We start from the raw sequence: 19,455 nt of genomic DNA, 5'->3' as shown, positions 1-19,455 counted from the left end.
GTGTTCATTTGCATGACATGTCTACACTGACATGTCTAAAACGTGAACATAGAAGCGAATCGATGATGGTGAACCCACAGCTAACAGCCTTCAGCGCGCAAGACCTCGATTACATCACCGCGCTCGGGCCTGCATCGTTGAACGAAGGACCGATCGCCGAGCTGGACCAGGCTTGGCTGGCTTGCCTGAAAGGGCGCATCGATCGACCTGCCGGGGTCAGGCAGGTTATTTGGGACTCCTGGCTGCGCAGTGTCAGTGCCGGCCTCGATCCTGAGGATGGCGAATACCGGTTTGTCGCCCCAGCCGTTCTGGCCGCAACGCTGGCGGCCAATCGTGCCTTGATCGCCGCGGCGGCGGAGGTCATGAAGGGATTGCTGGCGTACAACCCCAGGGGCCATATCAATCTGACCGATGCCGCAGGCACGACCCTGTATTTTTGCGGCCTGGACCTCACGCCGGTGGGCAGTCGGCTGCTGGAGTCGGTGCAGGGCACCAACTGCACCGGGCTGGCGATTACCGAAGATCGCTTGGTGTATGTGCTGGCTGAGGAAAACTTCGGGATCGGTCTGCGTCGCCGGCGCATGCATTGTGCCGCTGCGCCGATCAGGGATGCCCAGGGCCGGACGCTGGCCATGCTGACCCTGACCGCAGAGCCTGGCTGGTTTCATTTCCATACCTTGGGCACCGTCCAGGCAGCGGCCGAAGCGGTCTCGCGGCAGATGGCGCTGCAAGCTCTGCTGGAAGAACAGCAAACCGTCCTCGAAGTGCTCAACGAGGGCCTCGTGGTGCTGGATGAGCGGGGCTGCATCAAGGCGCTCAATCGCTATGCCCGTCAATTGTTCCGCGTGGGCCAGGATCTGCTAGGCAGCCCGTTCCAGCGTCTGGGGCAAAGCGAACTGACCAACCAGATTCTGCTGCGCGGCGGGGAAGGGCTACGGGATTTGGATTGCACGTTTGAACTGCATGATCGCAGCCACTTGGCGTGTCTGGTGTCGGTGTGTCCACTGGAGCAGGGTGGGCGCATTGTTTCGTTGCGCGAGAACCGGCGTATTCGGGAAATTACCCGGCGGATCATCGGCACTCAAGCCAGTTACACCTTCGAGACCATTCAAGGCAGTTCGCGAGCCATACAGGACGCGTTGCACCTGGGACGGATTGCCAGTCGCAGTGACTCGACCACACTGATTCTGGGTGAAAGCGGCACTGGCAAGGAGCTGTTTGCCCAGGCAATCCATAACGCCAGCGACCGTTGCAGTGGTCCGTTTGTGGCCGTCAATTGCGGGGCCATTCCGCGAGATCTGGTGCAGAGCGAACTGTTCGGTCATGTCGAGGGCGCCTTCACCGGATCGGCCCGTGGAGGCTCTGCCGGGAAATTCGAATTGGCCGATGGCGGAACGATCTTCCTCGACGAAATCGGTGACATGTCTTTCGATGCCCAGGTCAGCCTGCTGCGCGTTTTGCAAGAAGGTGAGGTGACGCGCGTGGGCGCGAAAAAATCGCAGCAAGTGGATGTACGCATCATCGCCGCCACCCACCGTAACCTGAGCCAGGCCGTTGCCGATGGCGCTTTTCGTGAGGATCTTTACTACCGGCTCAATGTGCTGAACCTGACGGTTCCACCGCTGCGGATGCGTCGGGAAGATGTTCCATTGCTGGCGCGACATTTTCTCAATCGTTGCACCCGGTCGCTACGCAAATCGGTGCAGGGCATCTCGCCAGAGGCGTTGGATATTCTTTCGGCCTACAGCTGGCCGGGTAACGTTCGCGAGCTGGAAAACACCATTGAACGCGCGACCAATCTGGCGGTGACCGAACTGATTCAGCCAGCTGATCTACCGCTTGAAATCAAGCAGAAGCTACATCAGCCGGCGCCAGGAAGTGTGCCCGCACCCCGGGCCGCCCTTGACCTTGGCACCCATGAAATGAATGCGATCATCGCGGCCCTCAGGGATACCCGCGGCAACATCCGCCTGGCCGCGAGGCAGCTGAATGTTTCTCGCGGCGGGTTGTACAACAAGATGAATCGGTTCGGGTTGAGTGCCGATGCTTTCCGTTCGGAATCCAACCTCTGATGGGGGCTCACACCGTCAGTGTCGGGCGTTCTCTGAGGTGATGATCTGCAATGGAACATGGATTCGATGCCGTATCGGATCGAAGTCCGGCGTGGTCTGCAGTTCGACCAGCAAATCGACCAGCGCGGTTGCCAGTAATCGGGGCTGGGAGTCGATCAGCAGGCTGATCAGTCCCTGATCCAGCGCTTGTCGCGACAGCTCGGTCGACTCCTGCAGAATGCAGCACAGTGACGGCTGCTTCGGCAACTGCGACAGGGCATTGATGACCCCGTCGCCGCCACCGCCGACCACGCACAAACCGCGCAAGTCATCGTGCCGCGCCAGCAGGTCCAGCGTCGCCTCTTCGGTGATGTCGCAATTGTCCAGATTGATCACCGCTTCCAGCAGCCGCAACCCTGGGGCGCGCTCCGCCAGATAGCTGCGCAACCCCTCGACCCGCGCCTGATGGCCAAGAAAACGGTGACCACCGAGCAACACCCCGACGCTGCCTTTGCGGGCGCCACACGTGTGAGCCATCAGCCAGCCCATGGTTCGTCCGACCTCGTGATTATCCTGGCCGACGTAAGGCTCATCCGCCGCCTCATGAATGTCGGACAGCAGCGCGATCACCGGCACGCCGGCCTCTCTGATCTGCGCGATGGCGGCATTGATCTGCGGATGCGCGAAGCTGACCACCGCCAGACCATCGCACTGCACCGCCAGTTGTTCGATCTGGGCAATGATCGCGCTGGGCGTGCGATCGAAGACGTACTCGAATTGAATGCTCAGATTGGCATCAGCCTGACGCTGCGCCGCCTCGGTGATGGCGGTGGCCACGTTGCCATAAAACGCCTGGGCGGTGCCGAGCAAGAGGATGCCGAAACGATAGGTGGGACGACGTTCGCGGATCCGCTGGCCGATCAGCCGGGCGGCGAAATAACCGACCGCTTCGGCGGCCTGGAATACCTGCTCGGCGGTGGCCGGGTTGACCGGCGCCCTGGCGTTGAGCACCCGGTCTACGGTGGCGACACTCAAGCCAGCGTGCTCGGCAACGGTGGCGATGGTTGGGCGTTTGTTGTTGTTCATGGCGGCCCCCGCAAGCGCTTTGATAGAAAACTATCAAGCTTCAATGGGCCTGGATGATAGCTTGATAGGGAATGTATTCAAGGGCTTGAGGGTGATTTCTGCGCTCTCTATATTTTCCCCAGCGATGTGATCCCGCATCGAAGCAAGTGCCTAAAACAATCAAGCTTGCGGAGAACAATAAAATGCCTGAACAAAACGCAGCCTTTGAAAACCCCGGTAAACCCATGCCTCGGGATTATCGATTGACCGGCCCTGAAGCCGCCCGAGCGGCGCAAAAAGGCCTGGTATCGGCAAGCTGGTATCAATCCCCCATTTCTCGTAAACGCATGAAGGAATTGATGCAGCGCCGCGATGGCCCGGCCTTGCTTGATACCGCGATCTGGCTGTCGGCGATGGTCGTGACCGGGTTCGGCGGTTACTGGTTCTGGGGCTCATGGGCCTGCGTTCCGTTCTTCTTCGTCTACGGGATGCTCTACGGCACGGCGTCCAATGCCCGTTGGCACGAAGCGGGTCACGGTACGGCGTTCAAGACCCGCTGGATGAATGATGCGGTCTACCAGCTGTCGAGCTTCATGTTCATGTTCGAACCCCAAGTCTGGCGCTGGAGCCACGCACGGCACCACACCGACACCGTTATCGTCGGCCGCGATCCGGAGATCGTCGAACCACGTCCGCCAAGCCTGATCAATATGGTGCTGAGCCTGTTCAGGATGCCTTACGCGTTGAAGACGATGTGGTCAGTCTGCAAGCATGCGGTAGGGCGGATGGGTGAAGAAGAACAGACGTTCATCCCCGAATCCGAGTGGCCCAAGGTGGTGAGGGACGCACGCGTCTGGCTAGCGATTTATGTGCTCACCGTGGGCACTGCGCTTTATCTGCAGAGCTGGTTGCCGCTGATGTTTATAGGTCTGCCCACCCTCTATGGCGGTTGGCTGTCCTACCTGTTCGGCCTGTCGCAGCATGTGGGCCTGGCCGAGGACGTACTCGATCACCGCAGCAACTGCCGCACGATTTACATGAACCCGGTGCTGCGCTTCATGTACCTCAACATGAACTATCACCTTGAGCACCACATGTATCCGATGGTGCCGTTTCACGCGCTGGCGCAGCTTCACGAAGAGATTCGCCGCGACTCCCCGCCGCCTTACAGCGGCCTGTTCGAGGCTTTCAAGGAAATCATCCCGACCATCTGGAAGCAGCGCAAAGACCCGACCTATTTCGTCCGTCGCCCTTTGCCACAACGCGCAGCGACGGCCGCCAACGTCCAGGCAGAACCTGAAGTAACGCCGGCCTGACACCTTCCTGTCTGCACCACTACAAGAGAAAACGCCATGACCGATCAATGGATCGATGTATGTGCCGTGGACGATATTGACGACGAAGATGTCATTCGTTTCGACCATGGCCAGCACACCTATGCCGTCTACCGTTCCGCCGACAGCGAGTTTTTCGCCACTGCGGGCCTGTGCACCCATGAGTCCATCCATTTGGCCGATGGCCTGGTGATGGAACATGTCGTCGAGTGCCCCAAGCACAACGGGCGTTTCGACTACCGCTCCGGCAAAGCCCTTGGCGCACCGGTGTGCGTCAACCTCAAGACCTATGAAGTCCGGGTCGAAGCGGGGCGTGTGCTGCTCGCCATCACGGTCTAACTGCACGGAGCCTGTGCCATGAATCCTGCCAATGCTCCACTGGTCATCGTCGGCGCCGGGCATGCGGGTGGCCGCGCGGCCCTGACCTTGCGCGGCGAAGGTTATAGCGGTCGCCTGATTCTGATAGGCGACGAGTCCCATCCGCCCTATGAACGTCCGCCGCTGTCCAAAGGGCTGTTGCAGGGCACGATCGATCTGGCGGGTTACAGCTTGTGCGACACCGCTCAGCTCGCCGATCTGGACATCGAACACCTGGCGGGTAACCCGGTGAAATGCCTGGATCCGCAGCAGCATCGTCTGCAGTTGGCCGACGGCAGCTGGCTGCATTACGCCCGGCTGTTATTGGCGACGGGAGGGCGGTCGCGCAGACTCGCCTCGGTGCCCGAGCGTCTGCTCAATGTGCTTTATCTGCGCACACATGACGAGGCCCTGGCACTGCGCGCTTCGTTGCAGCCTGACACCCGGGTGGTGATCATCGGCGGCGGCTTTATCGGACTCGAAGTTTCCGCCACCGCCCGGGCCTTGGGTTGCACGGTGACCTTGCTTGAGGCCGGACCGCGTTTGGCGGGTCGGGTGTTGCCGGAGCAACTGTCCAGTGTTCTGCTGGAACTGCATCGCAGTCAGGGCGTGGATGTCCGGTTGAATGTGGCCATTGAGGCGGTGCAGGGCACTACTCACGTTGAGTCCGTGCAACTGGTCGACGGCCAGTGGTTGCCCTGCGACCTGGTGGTGGTAGGCATCGGCATGCAACCCAACACTGAACTGGCCGCAGCCGCAGGACTTGAGGTCGGCCAGGGCATTCGCGTCGATGCCCAACTGCGCACCAGCGCGCCGGACATCTTTGCGGCGGGCGATGTCTGTGAGTTTCGGCTGCACCCGCAAGGGGTTTTCCAGCGTCAGGAAACGTGGCGCAACGCCGAAACCCAAGGTCGTCACGCTGCCCTGAATCTGTTGGGCGGCGAACTGCCCTTCGAGGTCATTCCCGGTTTTTGGTCCGATCAATACGACTGGGGATTGCAGACCGTGGGCGTGATCGCAAACACGCAACCCACGGCGAGCCGGACAACCCCCGGTGGCGGATTCCTGTTGTTCTACCTCGATGCCGAACAACGTCTGCAAGGCGCTTGCGGCTGGGGGCAGGGGAATAGCGTCGCCAAGGACATCAAATTGTGCGAACGACTGATCGCTCTCCATAACCGCCTCTCGGTGGACGCTCTGGCCGATGCCGATGTACCGCTCAAACAACTGCTGAGGAACTGACATGCGTGAATTCCTGGTCTTTCAGTCCCAGTGGGCCATGCAAGATTACCGTGGCCAATGCGACCTTTCCCTGGAAGCGCAAGTGGAGAAAATCGCCGCCGCCGGCTTCGACGGTATCACCGACCATTTCTGGGTCGCGCCACATGCCGCACGCCTGCATGCCGCCGCCAAGGCGCAGGGCCTGCAAATCGAAGGTCAAGTGTTCCCCCGCACCGTGGATGATCTGGCGGCAGCGATCGATGTCGCGTCCCGCTACGGCTGCCACCACCTCACGCTGCAAGCAGACGTGCGGCCGCGCACGCTGAAGCAAGCTATCGAACTGATCGAAGGCTGGCAGCGTCTGGCCGAGCAGGTGGACTTTCCTGTTCTGCTGGAAACCCACCGTTATCGCCTCACCAGTGACCTGTTGTTCACCCTCGACATTCTCGCTGAAATGCCCGACCTCAAGCTTTTGGCTGACTTGTCCCACTATGTTGTGGGCCGCGAACTGCCAGAGCCGGCTGCCGCCGAGGACGACGAACAGATCCACACCGTCCTGCGGCACAGTTGGGGGTTTCATGGACGTGTCTCCAACGGCGAACAGGTTCAGGTGCCCCTGAGCTTCGCCCAGCATCGACCGTGGCTGGAGCGTTTCCTGGGTTGGTGGCGCTATGGGATCGAAGATTGGCTGGCCCGACCGAACACGCCCGATAGCCTTTCCTTCACCTGTGAACTCGGCCCACCGCCTTATGCCATTACGGGTGCCGATGGACGCGACATCACTGATCGTTGGGCGGAGGCGTTGATGCTTAAGGATGTGATACGTGAGGTTTGGAATGACTGCCAAAGGCGACCTCGCGATGGCCACTGATTGACACAGCGGCATATCGCTTCCCGGTAGTCACCTACAGGCCTGAACGGTCTGCGTGGAACAGTCGGTGCTACGATACTGATCGTCTATATCTTGCGATGAGATTCCGTATGGACCGCTTGTCTACCTTGTTGTCACAGTTCGGCGTGCGCGCAAACCTGTTTCACAGTGGCAAGCTTTGCGGTGTGGCGTCATACGATGGCGCTGACCAGCGCGGCCATATCCACCTGCTGCAGGCAGGTCGCGTCACTTTACGGAGCCCTGATGGCCGTGATCTGCTGCTTACCCGGCCCAGTCTGATTTTTCTGCCGCGCCCAAGCCCGCATCAACTGATCCCGGGTGAGCCCGAAGGGGCTCGACTCTTGTGTGCGTCAATGAAGTTTGATGGTGGTGTCGATAACCCGTTGTCTGCTTCGTTACCTGATCTTCTGGTGCTGTCCCTGGATGAGCTGCCGCTGCTGGCCGATACACTGAGATGGCTGTTCGGTGAGGCGGCAGCCGGACATTGTGGCAGGGAAGCAATGCTTGATCGCCTATTCGAGCTACTGATCATTTTGCTGCTCCGACATCTGCTCGACCACCAGGCATTAAGTACCGGAATGATGGCCGGACTGGCCGATTCGCGGCTGGTGCGCTCGCTGGTGCAGATGCACAACGCACCTCATCGTGCCTGGTCAGTCGCAGAGCTGGCACGTGAGTCGAATATGTCGCGCGCCGCCTATGCCGCGCATTTCCGATCCGTTATCGGGCAGACACCTGCGGATTATCTTCTGAGTTGGCGGATCAGCCTGGCGCAGAAACGCCTGCGTGAAGGCCGGCCGATTACGCTGATCGCTGACGAAGTCGGTTATGAAAGTCCCTCGGCGCTGGCTCGTGCGTTTCGCCGCAAGACGGGCAGCAGCCCCCGGGACTGGATGAAATCGCTGACATAGGGAAATGGCCTGAAAGCATCGGAGTGCTTCAGGCCATCCCAGGAGGGAAATGATCAGTTCAACGGGTTTCCAATCGGGTTAGAGAATGGCCCGCCACGAATACAGACGCGGCAAGCAACCCTATGTCTTTCAGGAGAAATTGGCCCGGTGCAACCGTAATGGCTGGGAAGCCGAGACCGGGTTCAACCACGCCAGGTGTCGAGAACATAAAGGTCAACGTGGTGAAAAACAGTCCGGCAGACAACGCTCCTCCAATTAAAGAAAGCTTGGGTGATAGCAGGCGACCTGCAATTAGAGCACCGATCGAGATCTCCAGGACTCCGAGTAAGCGAGAAAAGACATCTACACTGAAAATGTCATAAACCCATCCCAATAGAGGGCTGTTGCTTACAAGCGGAACCAATCCCTGTGCCTCGTAATGCGTGAATTTCATGCCGCCGAACCAGAAGTAGATGAGGGCGAGAGCAAAGTAAGCGCCGTAGGTTCCAATCGCCATGGTTTTAACCCCGAGCGACAGTCGGTCGGAAAAGCTGTTGTTGCCATGGCTGGTAATGTTCAAGACGTTCATTGGTGTGGGCTTCCAGAGGGTTGACTAAAGGGTTTGAAAACCCACGCGATAGACGTTGGGTGTGGGGATATTGTCGCCTCAGGCTTCGCTCTCTTGGGTTCCGAACGTACAGCGTTCAGTGCAGATCGTCTAAACCCGCGGGTGGGCCGGCTCAGCAATGAAGAGGGTTATCGCCATGAATGAACAGCACTGCGATCTGCTGGAACGGGTACTGACAGCCCACGGCGGACAAGAACGCTGGAACAGCTTTGACACGGTGAGCGCCAGCATTGTGACCGGCGGTTCGCTGTGGGGCATGAAGGGGCTGACCCAGGATAGTGACTCGCGTCAGATGACGGTCTGGCTGCATGAGCAGAGAGCGTCGGTAATGCCTTTCGGCGCCCCGAACCAGCGTACGGCGTACACGCCCGATCGAATCGCCATTGAAACCACGGATGGCCAAGTGGTGGCGGAGCGCTCGGATCCGAGGGCGTCTTTCGATGACCACGCAGAAACGACACCTTGGGACCCGCTGCACCGGGCATACTTCAATGGTTACGCGTTGTGGTCATACATGACGATGCCATTTCTGTTCATCTTGCCGGGTGTCAGGGTTGAAGAGGTCGACCCTTGGGAGGAAGGCGACCAACATTGGCGTCGTTTGCGGGTGCACTTTCCAGAGAGCGTGGTCACGCACTGTCCGGTGCAGGACTTCTACTTCGGTGAAGACTTTCTGCTGCGCCGGCACGACTACAGCGTTGACGTCAGTGGCGGATTTCCCGCTGCCCAGTACGTTCATGACTATGTTGAAACCCAGGGGCTCCGTTTGCCCAGCAAGCGCAGGGCCTATCGCCGTGACGCTAATAATCATGCGATCGCGTCGCAGCTGCTGGTGGCTATCGATATCAGTGACATCCGTTATTCATGACTCAATGCCATCGGGTGTATCTCTCTGTATCCGGATCACGGGTTCAGGGATTGGCTTACAAATGTCCTGCCTGCTGACACTTCGCGGATACATCACTGCGTCCAAATGACCGGGCCCAAATGAGGTTGCCCTGTCGAGGTGGATGCTAATGCATGTTCGCTCCGGGATTCCCGGCTCGATTCATTTCGCCGAGTGCATCCTCAAGGGTTTTTCTGCCCTTGTGGCATGACCGCGCGTTCCAATCGCGCACAGCATCTGGAGAAATACTATGTCCCGTATTCCGAACAAAACCCGTATTGGCCTGGCCGCAGTCGCGTTGGCTGGTGCTATGAGCCTCGCCTCGACCGCCTTTGCCATGGAGACGCTGCCCCAGGGCTATCAGTTGGCTTCCGCAGAGAAGGCTGGGGAGGGCAAGTGTGGCGAAGGTAAATGTGGTTCCAGTGACGCCAGCGCCAAGGCAACCCAGGCCGAAGGCAAGTGCGGTGAGGGCAAGTGCGGCGACGCTTCTTTCGCCCGCACCGACACCGATGACGACGGCCGTGTTGCGCTCAAGGAATTCCTGGCCGTGGCCCCGACCAAGAGTGAGGAGTTCAAAGCGATGGACACCAACAATGACGGTTACCTTTCCGAGGCAGAAACCTACACGTACAGGAGCAACCAATACACGTCCAACGGCAAGAAAGTGCCTACGGAGCTGTTCACGCGTATGAGCCAGGCCAAGGGCTGATTACACCTGCGTTATTTCACCCTCCCTGTACTCGTTACCGGGAGGGTTTTATGTCGTCTGGAGAACGCCCATGGCCGCGGCCTTGATGGCGTCAGAAACTCTGTCGGTAGTGGCTGACCGAGGCCGATGGCGGGTCCTCAACCAAACGGCAAAACGGCCAATAATCTAGTTTTGACTGTACGTCGAACGCCTTCGCAATTGCGCTGGACTGACTCCAAGGCGTTGCTTGAAAGCGGTCGTCATGTGCGCTTGGGAGTTAAAGCCGCAGGTGAGTGCGATCTCCGACAGCCTGGCGGTCGAATCGCGCATCGATGCTCGGGCCTTGGCCAGGCGTCGGTCGATTAGATAGCTATGAGGGCTCTTGCCCGTCGTGTTCTTGAATGCGCGCATGAAATAACCTTCGGACAATTCAAGCAACCCCGCCATTGCCTGTATACCCAGTGGGCCGTCGATGCCTGCATCAATGAATTCATCGAGCAGGCGCATCCGGCTGCCGGTTATAGAGCCTTGGGCCGGCGGCGCCGATGCGTCGATGCCCGCCGCCCGTTCAGCCAATGCGAGTGCCCAGGCTTCACAGTCGTCCTCCACGGAGCCCTGCAACAACGCGCGGCGCATTCGCAGGGCGAGGTTAACGGCTGGCTGATCAATGCGATTGTTGAATGCCCGGTCACCCGGCAATGAAATACCGTCGGTGCGCATGACCCGCAGGTATTCACCGCCCTTGGGTGATTCGGACAACACATCACAGCCAACGGGGACGAACGCCAGTCCGTTGGGCATGGCATCGAAGGGGCGCACTCGGTCGCTGCCGATGGCGTGCAAGCCTCGTTGGCTGTCGAAGGCAAAGCCGATCGCTGCCTGGGTCGCAACATATCGGGTCGCGTAGGCGGCGCCGGGTAGCAATTCGATCGCCCACGGCCCTGCCTCGACACGACGAATCGGTTCAGGTACGAGCGAGGGTTGCAGACGGTTTCGAAGGCTCATGAACACCATAGTAGTGAAGAGGGGGCGTAAAAGTCAGGTCAGTTTTTTGAAAGCCGGCGTGACGTGCCCATGCCTAGACTGGGAAAAGCCTCAGGAAGACAACTCATGCACAAACTGACTCGCAACGATATCGAACAAGCGGCCCGCCACGTCTACCAAGTCATGCCTGCCACCGCCCAATACCCTTGGCCATTGCTGGCTGAGCGATTAGGTTGCACTGTCTGGGTCAAACACGAAAACCACACACCTACAGGCGCTTTCAAAGTGCGGGGTGGCATTACCTTCCTGCACTGGCTGCGGCGCGAGCACCCAGGTGTGAAGGGCATTGTCTCCGCTACGCGCGGCAACCATGGTCAGAGCCTGGCGCTGGCGGCAAACACGCTGGGTTTGAGGGCCTTGATTGTTGTGCCGGAAGGTAATTCGCTGGAAAAGAACAATGCCATGCGTGGCTTTGGCGGCGAAGTGGTTGAGTGCGGTCGCGATTTCGACGACGCCCGTGAAGAGGCCGCGCGTCTGGCGCACCTGCATGGCCTCTACCTGGTGCCGCCGTTCCACACCGAGTTGGTCAAAGGTGTGGCCACGTATGCGCTGGAGCTGTTCATCGCTGCGCCCGATCTGGATACCGTCTACGTGCCGATTGGCTGTGGATCGGGGATTTGCGGAGTGATCGCCGCCCGAGATGCGCTGGGCCTGAACACCCAAGTGGTGGGCGTGGTTTCCAAAGAGGCTGCGGCGGCGAAGTTATCGTTTGAAGCTGGGACAATATACGAGACCGCCTCGGCAAATACCTTTGCCGATGGCTTGGCCGTGCGCAAGCCTGTTCCCGATGCGTTCGCCATCTACGGGGCCGCTTCGGCACGAATCGTCTCGGTCAGCGAGGGCGAGATTGCCGAGGCCATGCGCGTGTATTACACCGATACCCACAACCTCGCTGAAGGGGCAGGTGCGGCAGCGCTGGCAGCGCTCATTCAGGAGCGTGAAATGATGCTGGGCAAAAAGGTGGGCGTGATTCTGTCCGGCGGGAATGTTGATCGGTCGGTGTATGCGAGCGTGATTGGGTGATTGCGAGCTGATCAGTGATTGGGCAACTTCGGAGCTGCTGGGTGTTTCGCCTGACCGCGAGGGTCAGGCTTTCATTCGACGATCACAAACCGTCATCAATAAGCCGACGCTCGACATCGCCACACTGATCAGCCGATTGGCCCAGGCGCTACGTGGTCTGACCCCATAAGCCTTTATAATGCTGCTCAAACGAACTGACCGATGCGATTCTGCTGCGCGGCGGGGAAGGGCTACGGGATTTGGATTGCACGTTTGAGCTGCATGATCGCAGCCACCTGGCGTGTCTGGTGTCGGTGTGTCCGCTGGAGCAGGGTGGGCGCATTGTTTCGTTGCGCGAGAAGAGGCGAATCCGGGAAATCGGATGCGCGAAGCTGACCACCGTCAGGGACGCTACATTTTGCTGTTCCTGGGGTCGTCCGCCGGGTTGACGTAGGTGATCCCCCAAGGCCCCGTGCCATGGAGTTGGAGCACGGTTTCCTGTTCTCGACTGGCGCCGTACATCGACATTCCGACGGGAATGATCAGGGTGTCACCCGGTTGATAGGCCTTGGCCCGTGCCGGATCGAATTTATCTCCGGTGGCGAAGTAGAAAATGCCCGAGATAACGGTTACGCGTTCGGTCACAGGATGGGTATGCACGCCGATTTTTGTATTTGCTGGCAGCTTCAAGCGCAGGGTGAAGGGCTCGGCGGCTTTCAGGTCTCCTTCAATCACTGCAATCATTGCGCCGGGCCCCACCGCCGGAGCGGCTTTCCACTGAAGTTCGGATGAGGTGGCGGCAATAAAACCTGTTTCCTCGGCCAAGGCGGTAGATCCCAGGGAGCCTGCACTGAGCAAGGCCAGCAAAACAGCGACAGCTTTGTGAGCGCTCATCAGGGTTTCCTCATGTCTGGGGGCTTTGGGTGTGTCGCAACAGAGGCAAACATCGCTTCAACACACAGGTGCAGAGCCTGCATGATCCAGTCATATATGATGACGGTAGCCGAATGCTGAAGCGCGGATATACCCATTGTGAACAGTGCTATAACGAACAGGTATGTGTTGTGGGCTTGCTCGGCTCTGCCGGGGTTGATGAAGAGGCGTTGAAGGCGCTGATTCGCGCCGCGTTGGCGTTTAACACGTCGGTGTGAGCGACTTACCGTACTATTCAGCCTTGGAGAGCCCTGACTCAGTCCGAAACGGAGCCTTTAAAGTTTTTCGTAGATAACTTGCTGACGCAGGACACAGATGCTGGAACTGAGCTGTTCGACTGATTACGTCAGGCGCTTCGCGCCTATCGAGCAGTTCATAGCCATTGGCTGTGAAAAAACCAGCCGCGCTTTGGGTCAGCAAGTGAAGTCGGATTGCGCCTTGGGAGATGGCATGGCGTTCCAGTTCAGACAACACGGCTTTACCTAGCCCCTCGCCACGACGGGTCTCAGAAACGATCATTGAACGAAGCAACAGATCAGGGCCAGAACCCTCCAGCCCTCCATAAGCAACCCGGTTCCCATCCACCTCGAAGTGATAAAACTGCAGCCCCGGTTCGCTGACATCATCGCAGGGCAGTCCTGCTTCACTCAAAGACTCACGGAGCTGATTCAAACCGCTCGGCCCTACTTTAATCATCTGCATCGTTTGCCCCATTAACAGGTTTTTGGCACTCAATGTTAGCGGGCTCAATCCTGGCACTCGCCCCTAAGGCTTACGCAACAGAAGCAACAGCAGCGCCGCAGCCGCCAGCCCCGCCCCGACGACGAAAGTGCTGGCTGAGCCCGAAGTCTCCCACAGCGCGCCCGCGAGCACACTGGCGATCAACAGACACACGCCGCTGATCAGATTGAACAGGCCGAAGGCCGTGCCCCTGAGGTGTTCGGGGGCGGTGTCGGCGATCAGCGTCGCGAGAATCCCTTGGCTGAAGCCCATGTGCAGGCCCCACAGGGCCACGCCCGCCAGCATGGTCATGATCGAGTCCGCTTGCGCCAATAACAGGTCCGCAAGGATCAGCAGGACGATGCCGATACACAGCACTTGGGTGCGACTGATCCGGTCGGACAACCAGCCGGCAGGGTAGGCGGACACCGCATAAAACAACGACATGACCACCATCACCATCGGCACCCAAGTGGCCGTCAGGCCTGTCTGTTGCGCCTTCAAAACCAGAAAGGCTTCGCTGAAACGGGCCAGCGTGAAGAGCCCGCCGACGATCACCACCCACCAGTAACCACGGGAAAAGTCCCGCAGGACTTTCCAGTGAATGGGCGAACGAAAGGTGTGTTTGCCAGCGGCAGCGGTCGGTTCTTTTACCCCACCGACAATCAGCGCCACCGAGATCACCGCCGGGATCACCGCAAACCACAACACCAGATGGATCTGCCCGAGCCAAAGCATCAGCACGATAGCCAGGACCGGACCGAAAATGGCGCCCACGGTGTCCATCGACTGGCGCAAACCAAAGCAGGCGCCACGGATTTCGGTGGGTGCTATATCGGCGACCAGCGCATCTCGCGGCGCTCCACGAATGCCTTTGCCAATGCGATCCAGAAAACGCGCGGTGAACACCACCTCCACCGACTGCGCGAGGGGAAAGAGCGGCTTCGACAAGGCTGCCAGACCGTAGCCCATCAACAGTAGGCCTTTGCGCCGGCCGATAAAATCGCTGATGGCGCCGGAGAATATCTTGGTCAGCATCGCGGTCGCCTCGGCGATGCCCTCGATCACCCCGACGGTCAACGCGCTCGCGCCCAAGGTCGTGACCAGAAACACCGGCAGCAGGCTGTGCACCAGCTCTGACGACAGGTCCATGAACAGACTGACAAAACCCAGGGCCCAGACCGTGGAGGGGATACGCAGTGAAGCCGGTCTGGGTTTTGAGAGGTTGTCCATGCGGGTTTCCGGGATTGAATGCTCACCGATTGTTGATGTCGCCAACCCCGGCGATCAGGCCTTAAAGGTTCTGACTCAAAAAGAGCAACGTATTGCCATGTGCCTCAACCGCCGCCCGCTGGTTGTAGCTGTCACGGTGTGAGCAGTTGAAGCCGTGTTCGGCACCCGGATACACCTCGATATCGACGTCATCGTTGAATTCGAAACGCTCGGCGATTTGCTTCACCGCATCGATGGGGATGTGGCTGTCCTGCTCGCCAAAGTGCATCAGCAGCGGCACCTTGATTTCATTGGCCCGATCCAGTTGGTTCTGAATGCCGCCGCCGTAGTAGGCGATCGCCACGTCGACAAAACCGTTGGCCGCGGTGTTGTACGACAGCATGCCGCCGAAGCAGAAACCGATAGACGCAATTCTGCCGTCCAGCCCCGGCTGTGCTTTCAGGGCGTCAATGGCCAGTTTGATGTCGGCCTGCGCTTTTTGGGTGTCGGTGGCGTTCATCAGCTCGACGGCGCGTTTCCAGCCGGCTTCGTCGTAGCCCAATTCAATACGGTGACCGTTGCGCCAGAACAAATCCGGCGCGATGACCAGGTAGCCGTCGGCGGCGTATTGCTCGGCGACCGAGCGGATGTGCTCGTTGACGCCGAAGATTTCCTGAATCAGCACAATCCCCGGACCTTTACGGGTGTGGGGAATGGCCAGGTAAGCGCCGAATGTGCCCTCGGCGCTGCTGATCTCGATCCATTGGGTGGTTACGCTCATGATGGCTCCTTTACATAAGTTGGTGGGGGTATCGAGACGCTGGCGTATCAGCGGTGACTGCGCCGCCAGAAGTATCGAGCCAACAACGCGTCCATGCTGAGTTTGCCGGCCCCCGAGAACAACAGAGGCAGGAGGGCTGCGAGGTAGATCAGCGGCAGTTTGAAGTTGCCGTGGCCTTTGTCGCTGATGGCATAACCCTGGGCAAGTTCACTCAATGTAGACCAATCGGCCGGCCAGTGAACGGCAGCGGTCGCAACGATCGTGACCACGATCAGAATGATTGCCGAGAGCCGCGTCCCAAGGCCCACCAGCAGAGCGAGGGCGCAGATCAGTTCGGCCCACATCGCCAGTTCCCAGTTCAGCGTGGCCGGAACGTGGTTGAAGGGAAACGGGAAGTTGTGCTGGATGTCGGCGAACCAGTTCTGGCCGTTCCATTTTTCCAGGCCTGACTCGAAAAATTCCCAGGCTAGAAATACCCGCAAGGTCAGGGGCGCGATCCAGCTGCCGGCCCGATCGAGGTTCAGGTGCAGGCCTTTGATGGCCGACGAGAGAGAAGTGTTCATGGCTTTAACTCCGGGATTTGAACGACAGTCGCATTCATTGTGGGAGCAGCTGTGGCGAGGGGGCTTGCCCCCGTTGGGTTGCGAAGCAGCCCCAAAATCTCTGATGTACCAAAGATCTTGTGAGCGCTACGCACTCAAACGGGGGCAAGCCCCCTCGCCACAAAAGCCCGCTCCCACAGGGGATTGTTGGTGTTGTTGAGGTTTCATTCGGTCGACAGCGCATTCCGGGTCGACCGTTTGTACTTCAGTGCAATCTTGCCCAGCAGCCGAATGACGATCGCCGAAAACATCAGGCCGAACGGCAGGACGTACCAGGCGCTCATGGGAATGCGTTTGAAGTTGGAGTAGGTGAAGACCGCCGCGATCACCCACATGCCGCTGACGTGCAGGGCTTTCCAGGCCTTGGGGCCGATCAGGCGCGCCGTGGCTTTGAACGAGGTCAACGCCATCAGCAGAATGAACAGGTAACCGACCGAGCCCGGAATGTTGCCAGCCGTGGTACGGCTGGGCCAGAACTCGGGGTTCAGTTGGCCATAGCTGTAGATCAGGATGGCGTGGACTAGATGGGAAAACGCGAAGGCCAGGCCAATGAAACGTCGCTCGCGCACCAACGAACGGGTGAAAGGCGAGGGCACCAGCACAGCCAAAGCCGAGGCGGTGAACGCGGCGAGAAACAGCGCAAACGAAGTGCGTGCGGTGGCGCGAATGGCGCTGCGGGTGGCTTCCACCAGGTCCGGGTTCAGCAGCAGAATCAGGCCGGTCATCAACAGCACCAGCAAGGACAGCAGGCCAAACAGCGACCAGCCGTGGTAACGGGGAACTTGGGTCATGATGACAACACTCCTGAGCAAGGGCCGACCCGGTTTTGCGAGTGGTCAGCGGACGGCAGGAGTGTTGCAACCGGGTGTATGGGCGGTATGTCCGAAAGGTCGTCCGGTGCAAGTTCATGTATCCCGGGCCGCGACAGATACATTCCCATACAAAACTGTGATTCAGCCTCGGCCAGAGGCGTCTAGCGACAGTGTCCCCGCAATCCCATGGGGCGAGACTTCGGAACCCGGCATGCAAGCGCTGTTGAACGAGATCCTTGACGCAGTCCGACCGTTGATCGGTCAGGGCAAAGTGGCTGACTACATTCCCGCCCTCGGCACCGTGCCGTCCAATCAGTTGGGCATTGCCGTGTATGGCAACGACGGCGAGTTGTTTTGTGCTGGAGACGCCGACACGCCGTTCTCGGTGCAGAGTATTTCCAAGGTGTTCAGCCTGGTGCAGGCCATCGACCATTCCGGCGAAGCGATTTGGGACCGCCTGGGCCATGAACCGTCCGGCCAGCCGTTCAACTCGCTGGTGCAACTGGAGTTCGAGCGCGGGCGCCCGCGCAATCCCTTCATCAACGCCGGTGCGCTGGTGATCTGCGACATCAACCAGTCACGTTTTGCCGCGCCGGCGTTGTCGATGCGCGATTTTGTCCGCCGTTTGTCCGGCAACCCGAATGTCATGGTGGACGGCAAGGTCGCCGAATCGGAATACCAGCATCGCGCGCGTAACGCGGCCATGGCTTATCTGATGCAATCGTTCGGCAACTTCCATAACGACGTCGAAGCCGTGCTGCGCAGCTACTTCAGCCATTGCGCGCTGCGCATGAGTTGCGTGGATCTGGCCCGGGCGTTCTGTTTCCTGGCCAACGACGGTTTTTGCAAACACAGCGGCGCCCAGATCCTCAGCGCCCGCCAGACCCAACAAGTCAACTCGATCATGGCCACCAGCGGGCTGTACGACGAAGCCGGTAATTTTGCCTATCGCGTCGGTCTGCCGGGCAAGAGCGGTGTGGGCGGGGGCATCGTCGCGGTGGTGCCGGGGCAATTCACGGTGTGCGTCTGGTCTCCGGAATTGAACACCGCCGGCAACTCCCTCGCCGGCATGGCCGCGCTGGAGTTGTTGAGTCAGCGGATCGGCTGGTCGGTGTTCTGATGGCATTTCTTGACTAGGGCCCGATGACCGCTACCGTGAAGCAGGCATTCTTTGACTCACCCAAACGGGTGAAGGGGCGAGTGACTTCATGGTGAATTTCGGTTCCGCGCTTCTAGTCTTCAATGACCCGGACACTCATTTGCGCAAAGGGTTGTCTGCCGTGGTCCAGATAGGCGACACCCTGTGGGTCGCCAATGATGAATCCTTGAGCCTGGAGCGCTTCACCTTGCGTGAGCGCGTCGGTGCGGGCGAGTTTCTGTTTGACCAGCACAAGCAATTCTCGTTGGCGTCCCTGTTGGCGCTGCCGGTCATCCCGACGATTGGCGAAGAATTCGTTGAAGCAGACCTGGAAGGCATGAGCTACGACCGCGACACGGGGTATCTCTGGATTGTGGGGTCTCACAGCCTGAAACGGAAAAAACCCGATAGCACCAAGTCCCTGAAGAAAAACGCCGAGCGTCTGGCAACTGTCAGCAGCGATGGCAATCGTTTTCTCCTGGCCCGGATTCCGGTGGTCGAAGAAAACGGAACGTTCACTTTGGTGAAGAGCACCGCCGACGATGATCGAGTTGCCGCCCAATTGGCCGGCAATCAATTGGGCAACGAATTGCTCGATGAGCTCAAGGACGACGAACATGTGGGGGCATTTCTACACATTCCCGGCAAGGACAACGGGTTCGATACCGAAGGCCTCGAGATCAATGGCAAGCGTGTTTTTATCGGGTTGCGAGGACCTGTGCTGCGGGGCTGGACCATTGTTCTGGAGGTTGAACCCGAAGACCATCCCAAGGCCGTCCACACGCTGACGCTGAAAAAAATCGGGCCCAAGGGGCGCAAATATCGAAAGCATTTTCTCCAGTTGGGCGGACTCGGCGTCAGGGACTTATGCATCGATGGTGACGACATGTTGATCCTGGCCGGGCCGACGATGAACCTCGACGGGCCTGTCAGCGTATTTCGATGGCTCGACGGCGCCAGGCCAACAGACGAAAGTTTTGTCTTCAGCGAACAATTGACGCCGGCTCTGGAGGTTCCTTACGGGCAAGGAGAGGATAAAGGCCGCGATCATGCCGAAGGACTAACCTTTATCAGCACCGCGGGCGTCGAAGAACCCTTGCTGCTGGTGGTCTATGACGCGAACGCCAAATGGCGCAAACAGGGGAGCAATCGCCTGGAGCAAGATGTATTTCGACTGGCGAAAAAATAACCGCCACCGC

The 19,455-nt window shown here is 59.2% G+C and carries 21 protein-coding genes and 1 pseudogene; 13 read left to right on the top strand and 9 right to left on the bottom strand.

Annotation, left to right across the window (positions count from 1 at the left end):
- Nucleotides 1–65: 65 nt before the first annotated feature.
- A complete protein-coding gene (locus PSH88_RS17335; RefSeq protein WP_305427014.1) occupies nt 66–2,072 on the top strand; it encodes a sigma-54 interaction domain-containing protein in 2,007 nt (668 codons plus the stop codon).
- Nucleotides 2,073–2,087: 15 nt separating this feature from the next.
- Here the strand turns inward: PSH88_RS17335 and PSH88_RS17330 are convergent, their stop codons facing one another.
- Complete coding sequence (locus tag PSH88_RS17330) at nt 2,088–3,137, bottom strand: LacI family DNA-binding transcriptional regulator (protein ID WP_305421699.1); 1,050 nt, start codon at nt 3,135–3,137, stop codon at nt 2,088–2,090.
- Nucleotides 3,138–3,319: 182 nt separating this feature from the next.
- On the opposite strand from PSH88_RS17330, the gene PSH88_RS17325 reads away from it, so the two are divergent.
- The 5 genes from PSH88_RS17325 to PSH88_RS17305 all read left to right on the top strand — a co-directional run bounded on the left by PSH88_RS17325 (nt 3,320) and on the right by PSH88_RS17305 (nt 7,831).
- Nucleotides 3,320–4,432, top strand: a complete 1,113-nt coding sequence (locus tag PSH88_RS17325; RefSeq protein ID WP_305421698.1) for a fatty acid desaturase family protein — start codon at nt 3,320–3,322, stop codon at nt 4,430–4,432.
- A 36-nt stretch (nt 4,433–4,468) separates the two neighbouring features.
- Nucleotides 4,469–4,789, top strand: coding sequence for a MocE family 2Fe-2S type ferredoxin (locus PSH88_RS17320; RefSeq protein WP_123719133.1), 321 nt, complete (start codon nt 4,469–4,471; stop codon nt 4,787–4,789).
- A gap of 18 nt (nt 4,790–4,807) precedes the next feature.
- Nucleotides 4,808–6,049, top strand: coding sequence for an NAD(P)/FAD-dependent oxidoreductase (locus PSH88_RS17315; RefSeq protein WP_305421697.1), 1,242 nt, complete (start codon nt 4,808–4,810; stop codon nt 6,047–6,049).
- Nucleotide 6,050: 1 nt separating this feature from the next.
- Complete coding sequence (locus PSH88_RS17310) at nt 6,051–6,899, top strand: sugar phosphate isomerase/epimerase family protein (protein WP_305421696.1); 849 nt, start codon at nt 6,051–6,053, stop codon at nt 6,897–6,899.
- 110 nt (nt 6,900–7,009) lie between these two features.
- Entirely contained in the window at nt 7,010–7,831 is an 822-nt protein-coding gene (locus tag PSH88_RS17305; RefSeq protein WP_305421695.1) for an AraC family transcriptional regulator, read from the top strand.
- A gap of 58 nt (nt 7,832–7,889) precedes the next feature.
- On the opposite strand, the gene PSH88_RS17300 is transcribed toward PSH88_RS17305, so the two are convergent.
- Nucleotides 7,890–8,399: a YkgB family protein gene (locus PSH88_RS17300; RefSeq protein ID WP_305421694.1), complete on the bottom strand. Its 510-nt coding sequence runs from the start codon at nt 8,397–8,399 to the stop codon at nt 7,890–7,892.
- Nucleotides 8,400–8,574: 175 nt separating this feature from the next.
- On the opposite strand from PSH88_RS17300, the gene PSH88_RS17295 reads away from it, so the two are divergent.
- Together PSH88_RS17295 and PSH88_RS17290 are read left to right on the top strand one after the other, a co-directional pair.
- Nucleotides 8,575–9,306 carry a hypothetical protein gene (locus tag PSH88_RS17295; RefSeq protein ID WP_305421692.1) on the top strand — a complete coding sequence of 244 codons (732 nt, stop codon included), beginning with the start codon at nt 8,575–8,577 and terminating at the stop codon, nt 9,304–9,306.
- Between the two features lie 268 nt (nt 9,307–9,574).
- Nucleotides 9,575–10,033: an HvfA family oxazolone/thioamide-modified RiPP metallophore gene (locus tag PSH88_RS17290; RefSeq protein WP_305421690.1), complete on the top strand. Its 459-nt coding sequence runs from the start codon at nt 9,575–9,577 to the stop codon at nt 10,031–10,033.
- Between the two features lie 165 nt (nt 10,034–10,198).
- Here PSH88_RS17290 and PSH88_RS17285 read toward each other — a convergent pair whose 3' ends face one another.
- Nucleotides 10,199–11,026 carry a helix-turn-helix transcriptional regulator gene (locus PSH88_RS17285; RefSeq protein WP_370694654.1) on the bottom strand — a complete coding sequence of 276 codons (828 nt, stop codon included), beginning with the start codon at nt 11,024–11,026 and terminating at the stop codon, nt 10,199–10,201.
- Between the two features lie 96 nt (nt 11,027–11,122).
- Here PSH88_RS17285 and PSH88_RS17280 point away from each other — a divergent pair, with 96 nt between their 5' ends.
- On the top strand, nt 11,123–12,079 hold the full coding sequence (locus PSH88_RS17280; RefSeq protein ID WP_305421688.1) for a threonine dehydratase: 957 nt from the start codon (nt 11,123–11,125) through the stop codon (nt 12,077–12,079).
- A gap of 188 nt (nt 12,080–12,267) precedes the next feature.
- Nucleotides 12,268–12,477 (top strand): annotated as a pseudogene (locus tag PSH88_RS30505) (AAA family ATPase); the annotation flags it as partial.
- On the opposite strand, the gene PSH88_RS17275 reads toward PSH88_RS30505, so the two are convergent.
- On the bottom strand, nt 12,470–12,952 hold the full coding sequence (locus tag PSH88_RS17275; RefSeq protein WP_305421687.1) for a cupin domain-containing protein: 483 nt from the start codon (nt 12,950–12,952) through the stop codon (nt 12,470–12,472). The pseudogene PSH88_RS30505 and the gene PSH88_RS17275 overlap by 8 nt on opposite strands.
- A gap of 113 nt (nt 12,953–13,065) precedes the next feature.
- Between PSH88_RS17275 and PSH88_RS17270 the strand changes: the two genes are divergently transcribed.
- Nucleotides 13,066–13,209: a hypothetical protein gene (locus tag PSH88_RS17270; RefSeq protein WP_305421686.1), complete on the top strand. Its 144-nt coding sequence runs from the start codon at nt 13,066–13,068 to the stop codon at nt 13,207–13,209.
- A gap of 13 nt (nt 13,210–13,222) precedes the next feature.
- On the opposite strand, the gene arsN2 is transcribed toward PSH88_RS17270, so the two are convergent.
- The 5 genes from arsN2 to PSH88_RS17245 all read right to left on the bottom strand — a co-directional run bounded on the left by arsN2 (nt 13,223) and on the right by PSH88_RS17245 (nt 17,100).
- Complete coding sequence (gene arsN2, locus PSH88_RS17265) at nt 13,223–13,693, bottom strand: arsenic resistance N-acetyltransferase ArsN2 (protein ID WP_305421684.1); 471 nt, start codon at nt 13,691–13,693, stop codon at nt 13,223–13,225.
- Between the two features lie 63 nt (nt 13,694–13,756).
- Nucleotides 13,757–14,944, bottom strand: coding sequence for an MFS transporter (locus tag PSH88_RS17260; protein WP_305421682.1), 1,188 nt, complete (start codon nt 14,942–14,944; stop codon nt 13,757–13,759).
- 61 nt (nt 14,945–15,005) lie between these two features.
- A complete protein-coding gene (locus tag PSH88_RS17255; RefSeq protein WP_305421680.1) occupies nt 15,006–15,704 on the bottom strand; it encodes a dienelactone hydrolase family protein in 699 nt (232 codons plus the stop codon).
- Nucleotides 15,705–15,751: 47 nt separating this feature from the next.
- Entirely contained in the window at nt 15,752–16,267 is a 516-nt protein-coding gene (locus PSH88_RS17250) for an HvfX family Cu-binding RiPP maturation protein (RefSeq protein ID WP_305421679.1), read from the bottom strand.
- Between the two features lie 203 nt (nt 16,268–16,470).
- Nucleotides 16,471–17,100 (bottom strand): ferric reductase-like transmembrane domain-containing protein, encoded by a 630-nt coding sequence (locus PSH88_RS17245; protein WP_305427013.1) that lies wholly within the window; start codon nt 17,098–17,100, stop codon nt 16,471–16,473.
- Nucleotides 17,101–17,329: 229 nt separating this feature from the next.
- On the opposite strand from PSH88_RS17245, the gene glsB reads away from it, so the two are divergent.
- Together glsB and PSH88_RS17235 are read left to right on the top strand one after the other, a co-directional pair.
- Nucleotides 17,330–18,238, top strand: coding sequence for a glutaminase B (gene glsB / locus PSH88_RS17240; RefSeq protein ID WP_305421678.1), 909 nt, complete (start codon nt 17,330–17,332; stop codon nt 18,236–18,238).
- An 88-nt stretch (nt 18,239–18,326) separates the two neighbouring features.
- Nucleotides 18,327–19,445 carry a DUF3616 domain-containing protein gene (locus tag PSH88_RS17235; protein WP_305421677.1) on the top strand — a complete coding sequence of 373 codons (1,119 nt, stop codon included), beginning with the start codon at nt 18,327–18,329 and terminating at the stop codon, nt 19,443–19,445.
- The last annotated feature ends 10 nt before the right edge of the window (nt 19,446–19,455 follow it).

The organism is Pseudomonas wuhanensis, assembly GCF_030687395.1.
GTDB classification, from domain to species: domain Bacteria; phylum Pseudomonadota; class Gammaproteobacteria; order Pseudomonadales; family Pseudomonadaceae; genus Aquipseudomonas; species Aquipseudomonas wuhanensis.
Note: the sequence above shows the minus strand (reverse complement) of the source record. Positions and strands in the feature narration are given on the sequence as shown.

Excerpts from the sequence above, each read along its gene's own strand:
- PSH88_RS17300 (WP_305421694.1), bottom strand. The coding sequence starts at position 8,399 with ATGAACGTCTTGAACATTACCAGCCATGGCAACAACAGCTTTTCCGAC.
- PSH88_RS17325 (WP_305421698.1), top strand. The coding sequence starts at position 3,320 with ATGCCTGAACAAAACGCAGCCTTTGAAAACCCCGGTAAACCCATGCCT.
- PSH88_RS17320 (WP_123719133.1), top strand. The coding sequence starts at position 4,469 with ATGACCGATCAATGGATCGATGTATGTGCCGTGGACGATATTGACGAC.
- PSH88_RS17285 (WP_370694654.1), bottom strand. The coding sequence starts at position 11,026 with ATGGTGTTCATGAGCCTTCGAAACCGTCTGCAACCCTCGCTCGTACCT.
- PSH88_RS17330 (WP_305421699.1), bottom strand. The coding sequence starts at position 3,137 with ATGAACAACAACAAACGCCCAACCATCGCCACCGTTGCCGAGCACGCT.
- PSH88_RS17280 (WP_305421688.1), top strand. The coding sequence starts at position 11,123 with ATGCACAAACTGACTCGCAACGATATCGAACAAGCGGCCCGCCACGTC.
- PSH88_RS17335 (WP_305427014.1), top strand. The coding sequence starts at position 66 with ATGGTGAACCCACAGCTAACAGCCTTCAGCGCGCAAGACCTCGATTAC.
- PSH88_RS17270 (WP_305421686.1), top strand. The coding sequence starts at position 13,066 with ATGCTGAAGCGCGGATATACCCATTGTGAACAGTGCTATAACGAACAG.
- PSH88_RS17290 (WP_305421690.1), top strand. The coding sequence starts at position 9,575 with ATGTCCCGTATTCCGAACAAAACCCGTATTGGCCTGGCCGCAGTCGCG.
- arsN2 (WP_305421684.1), bottom strand. The coding sequence starts at position 13,693 with ATGCAGATGATTAAAGTAGGGCCGAGCGGTTTGAATCAGCTCCGTGAG.
- PSH88_RS17275 (WP_305421687.1), bottom strand. The coding sequence starts at position 12,952 with ATGAGCGCTCACAAAGCTGTCGCTGTTTTGCTGGCCTTGCTCAGTGCA.
- PSH88_RS17235 (WP_305421677.1), top strand. The coding sequence starts at position 18,327 with ATGGTGAATTTCGGTTCCGCGCTTCTAGTCTTCAATGACCCGGACACT.
- PSH88_RS17255 (WP_305421680.1), bottom strand. The coding sequence starts at position 15,704 with ATGAGCGTAACCACCCAATGGATCGAGATCAGCAGCGCCGAGGGCACA.
- PSH88_RS17250 (WP_305421679.1), bottom strand. The coding sequence starts at position 16,267 with ATGAACACTTCTCTCTCGTCGGCCATCAAAGGCCTGCACCTGAACCTC.
- PSH88_RS17295 (WP_305421692.1), top strand. The coding sequence starts at position 8,575 with ATGAATGAACAGCACTGCGATCTGCTGGAACGGGTACTGACAGCCCAC.
- PSH88_RS17315 (WP_305421697.1), top strand. The coding sequence starts at position 4,808 with ATGAATCCTGCCAATGCTCCACTGGTCATCGTCGGCGCCGGGCATGCG.
- PSH88_RS17310 (WP_305421696.1), top strand. The coding sequence starts at position 6,051 with ATGCGTGAATTCCTGGTCTTTCAGTCCCAGTGGGCCATGCAAGATTAC.
- PSH88_RS17305 (WP_305421695.1), top strand. The coding sequence starts at position 7,010 with ATGGACCGCTTGTCTACCTTGTTGTCACAGTTCGGCGTGCGCGCAAAC.
- glsB (WP_305421678.1), top strand. The coding sequence starts at position 17,330 with ATGCAAGCGCTGTTGAACGAGATCCTTGACGCAGTCCGACCGTTGATC.
- PSH88_RS17260 (WP_305421682.1), bottom strand. The coding sequence starts at position 14,944 with ATGGACAACCTCTCAAAACCCAGACCGGCTTCACTGCGTATCCCCTCC.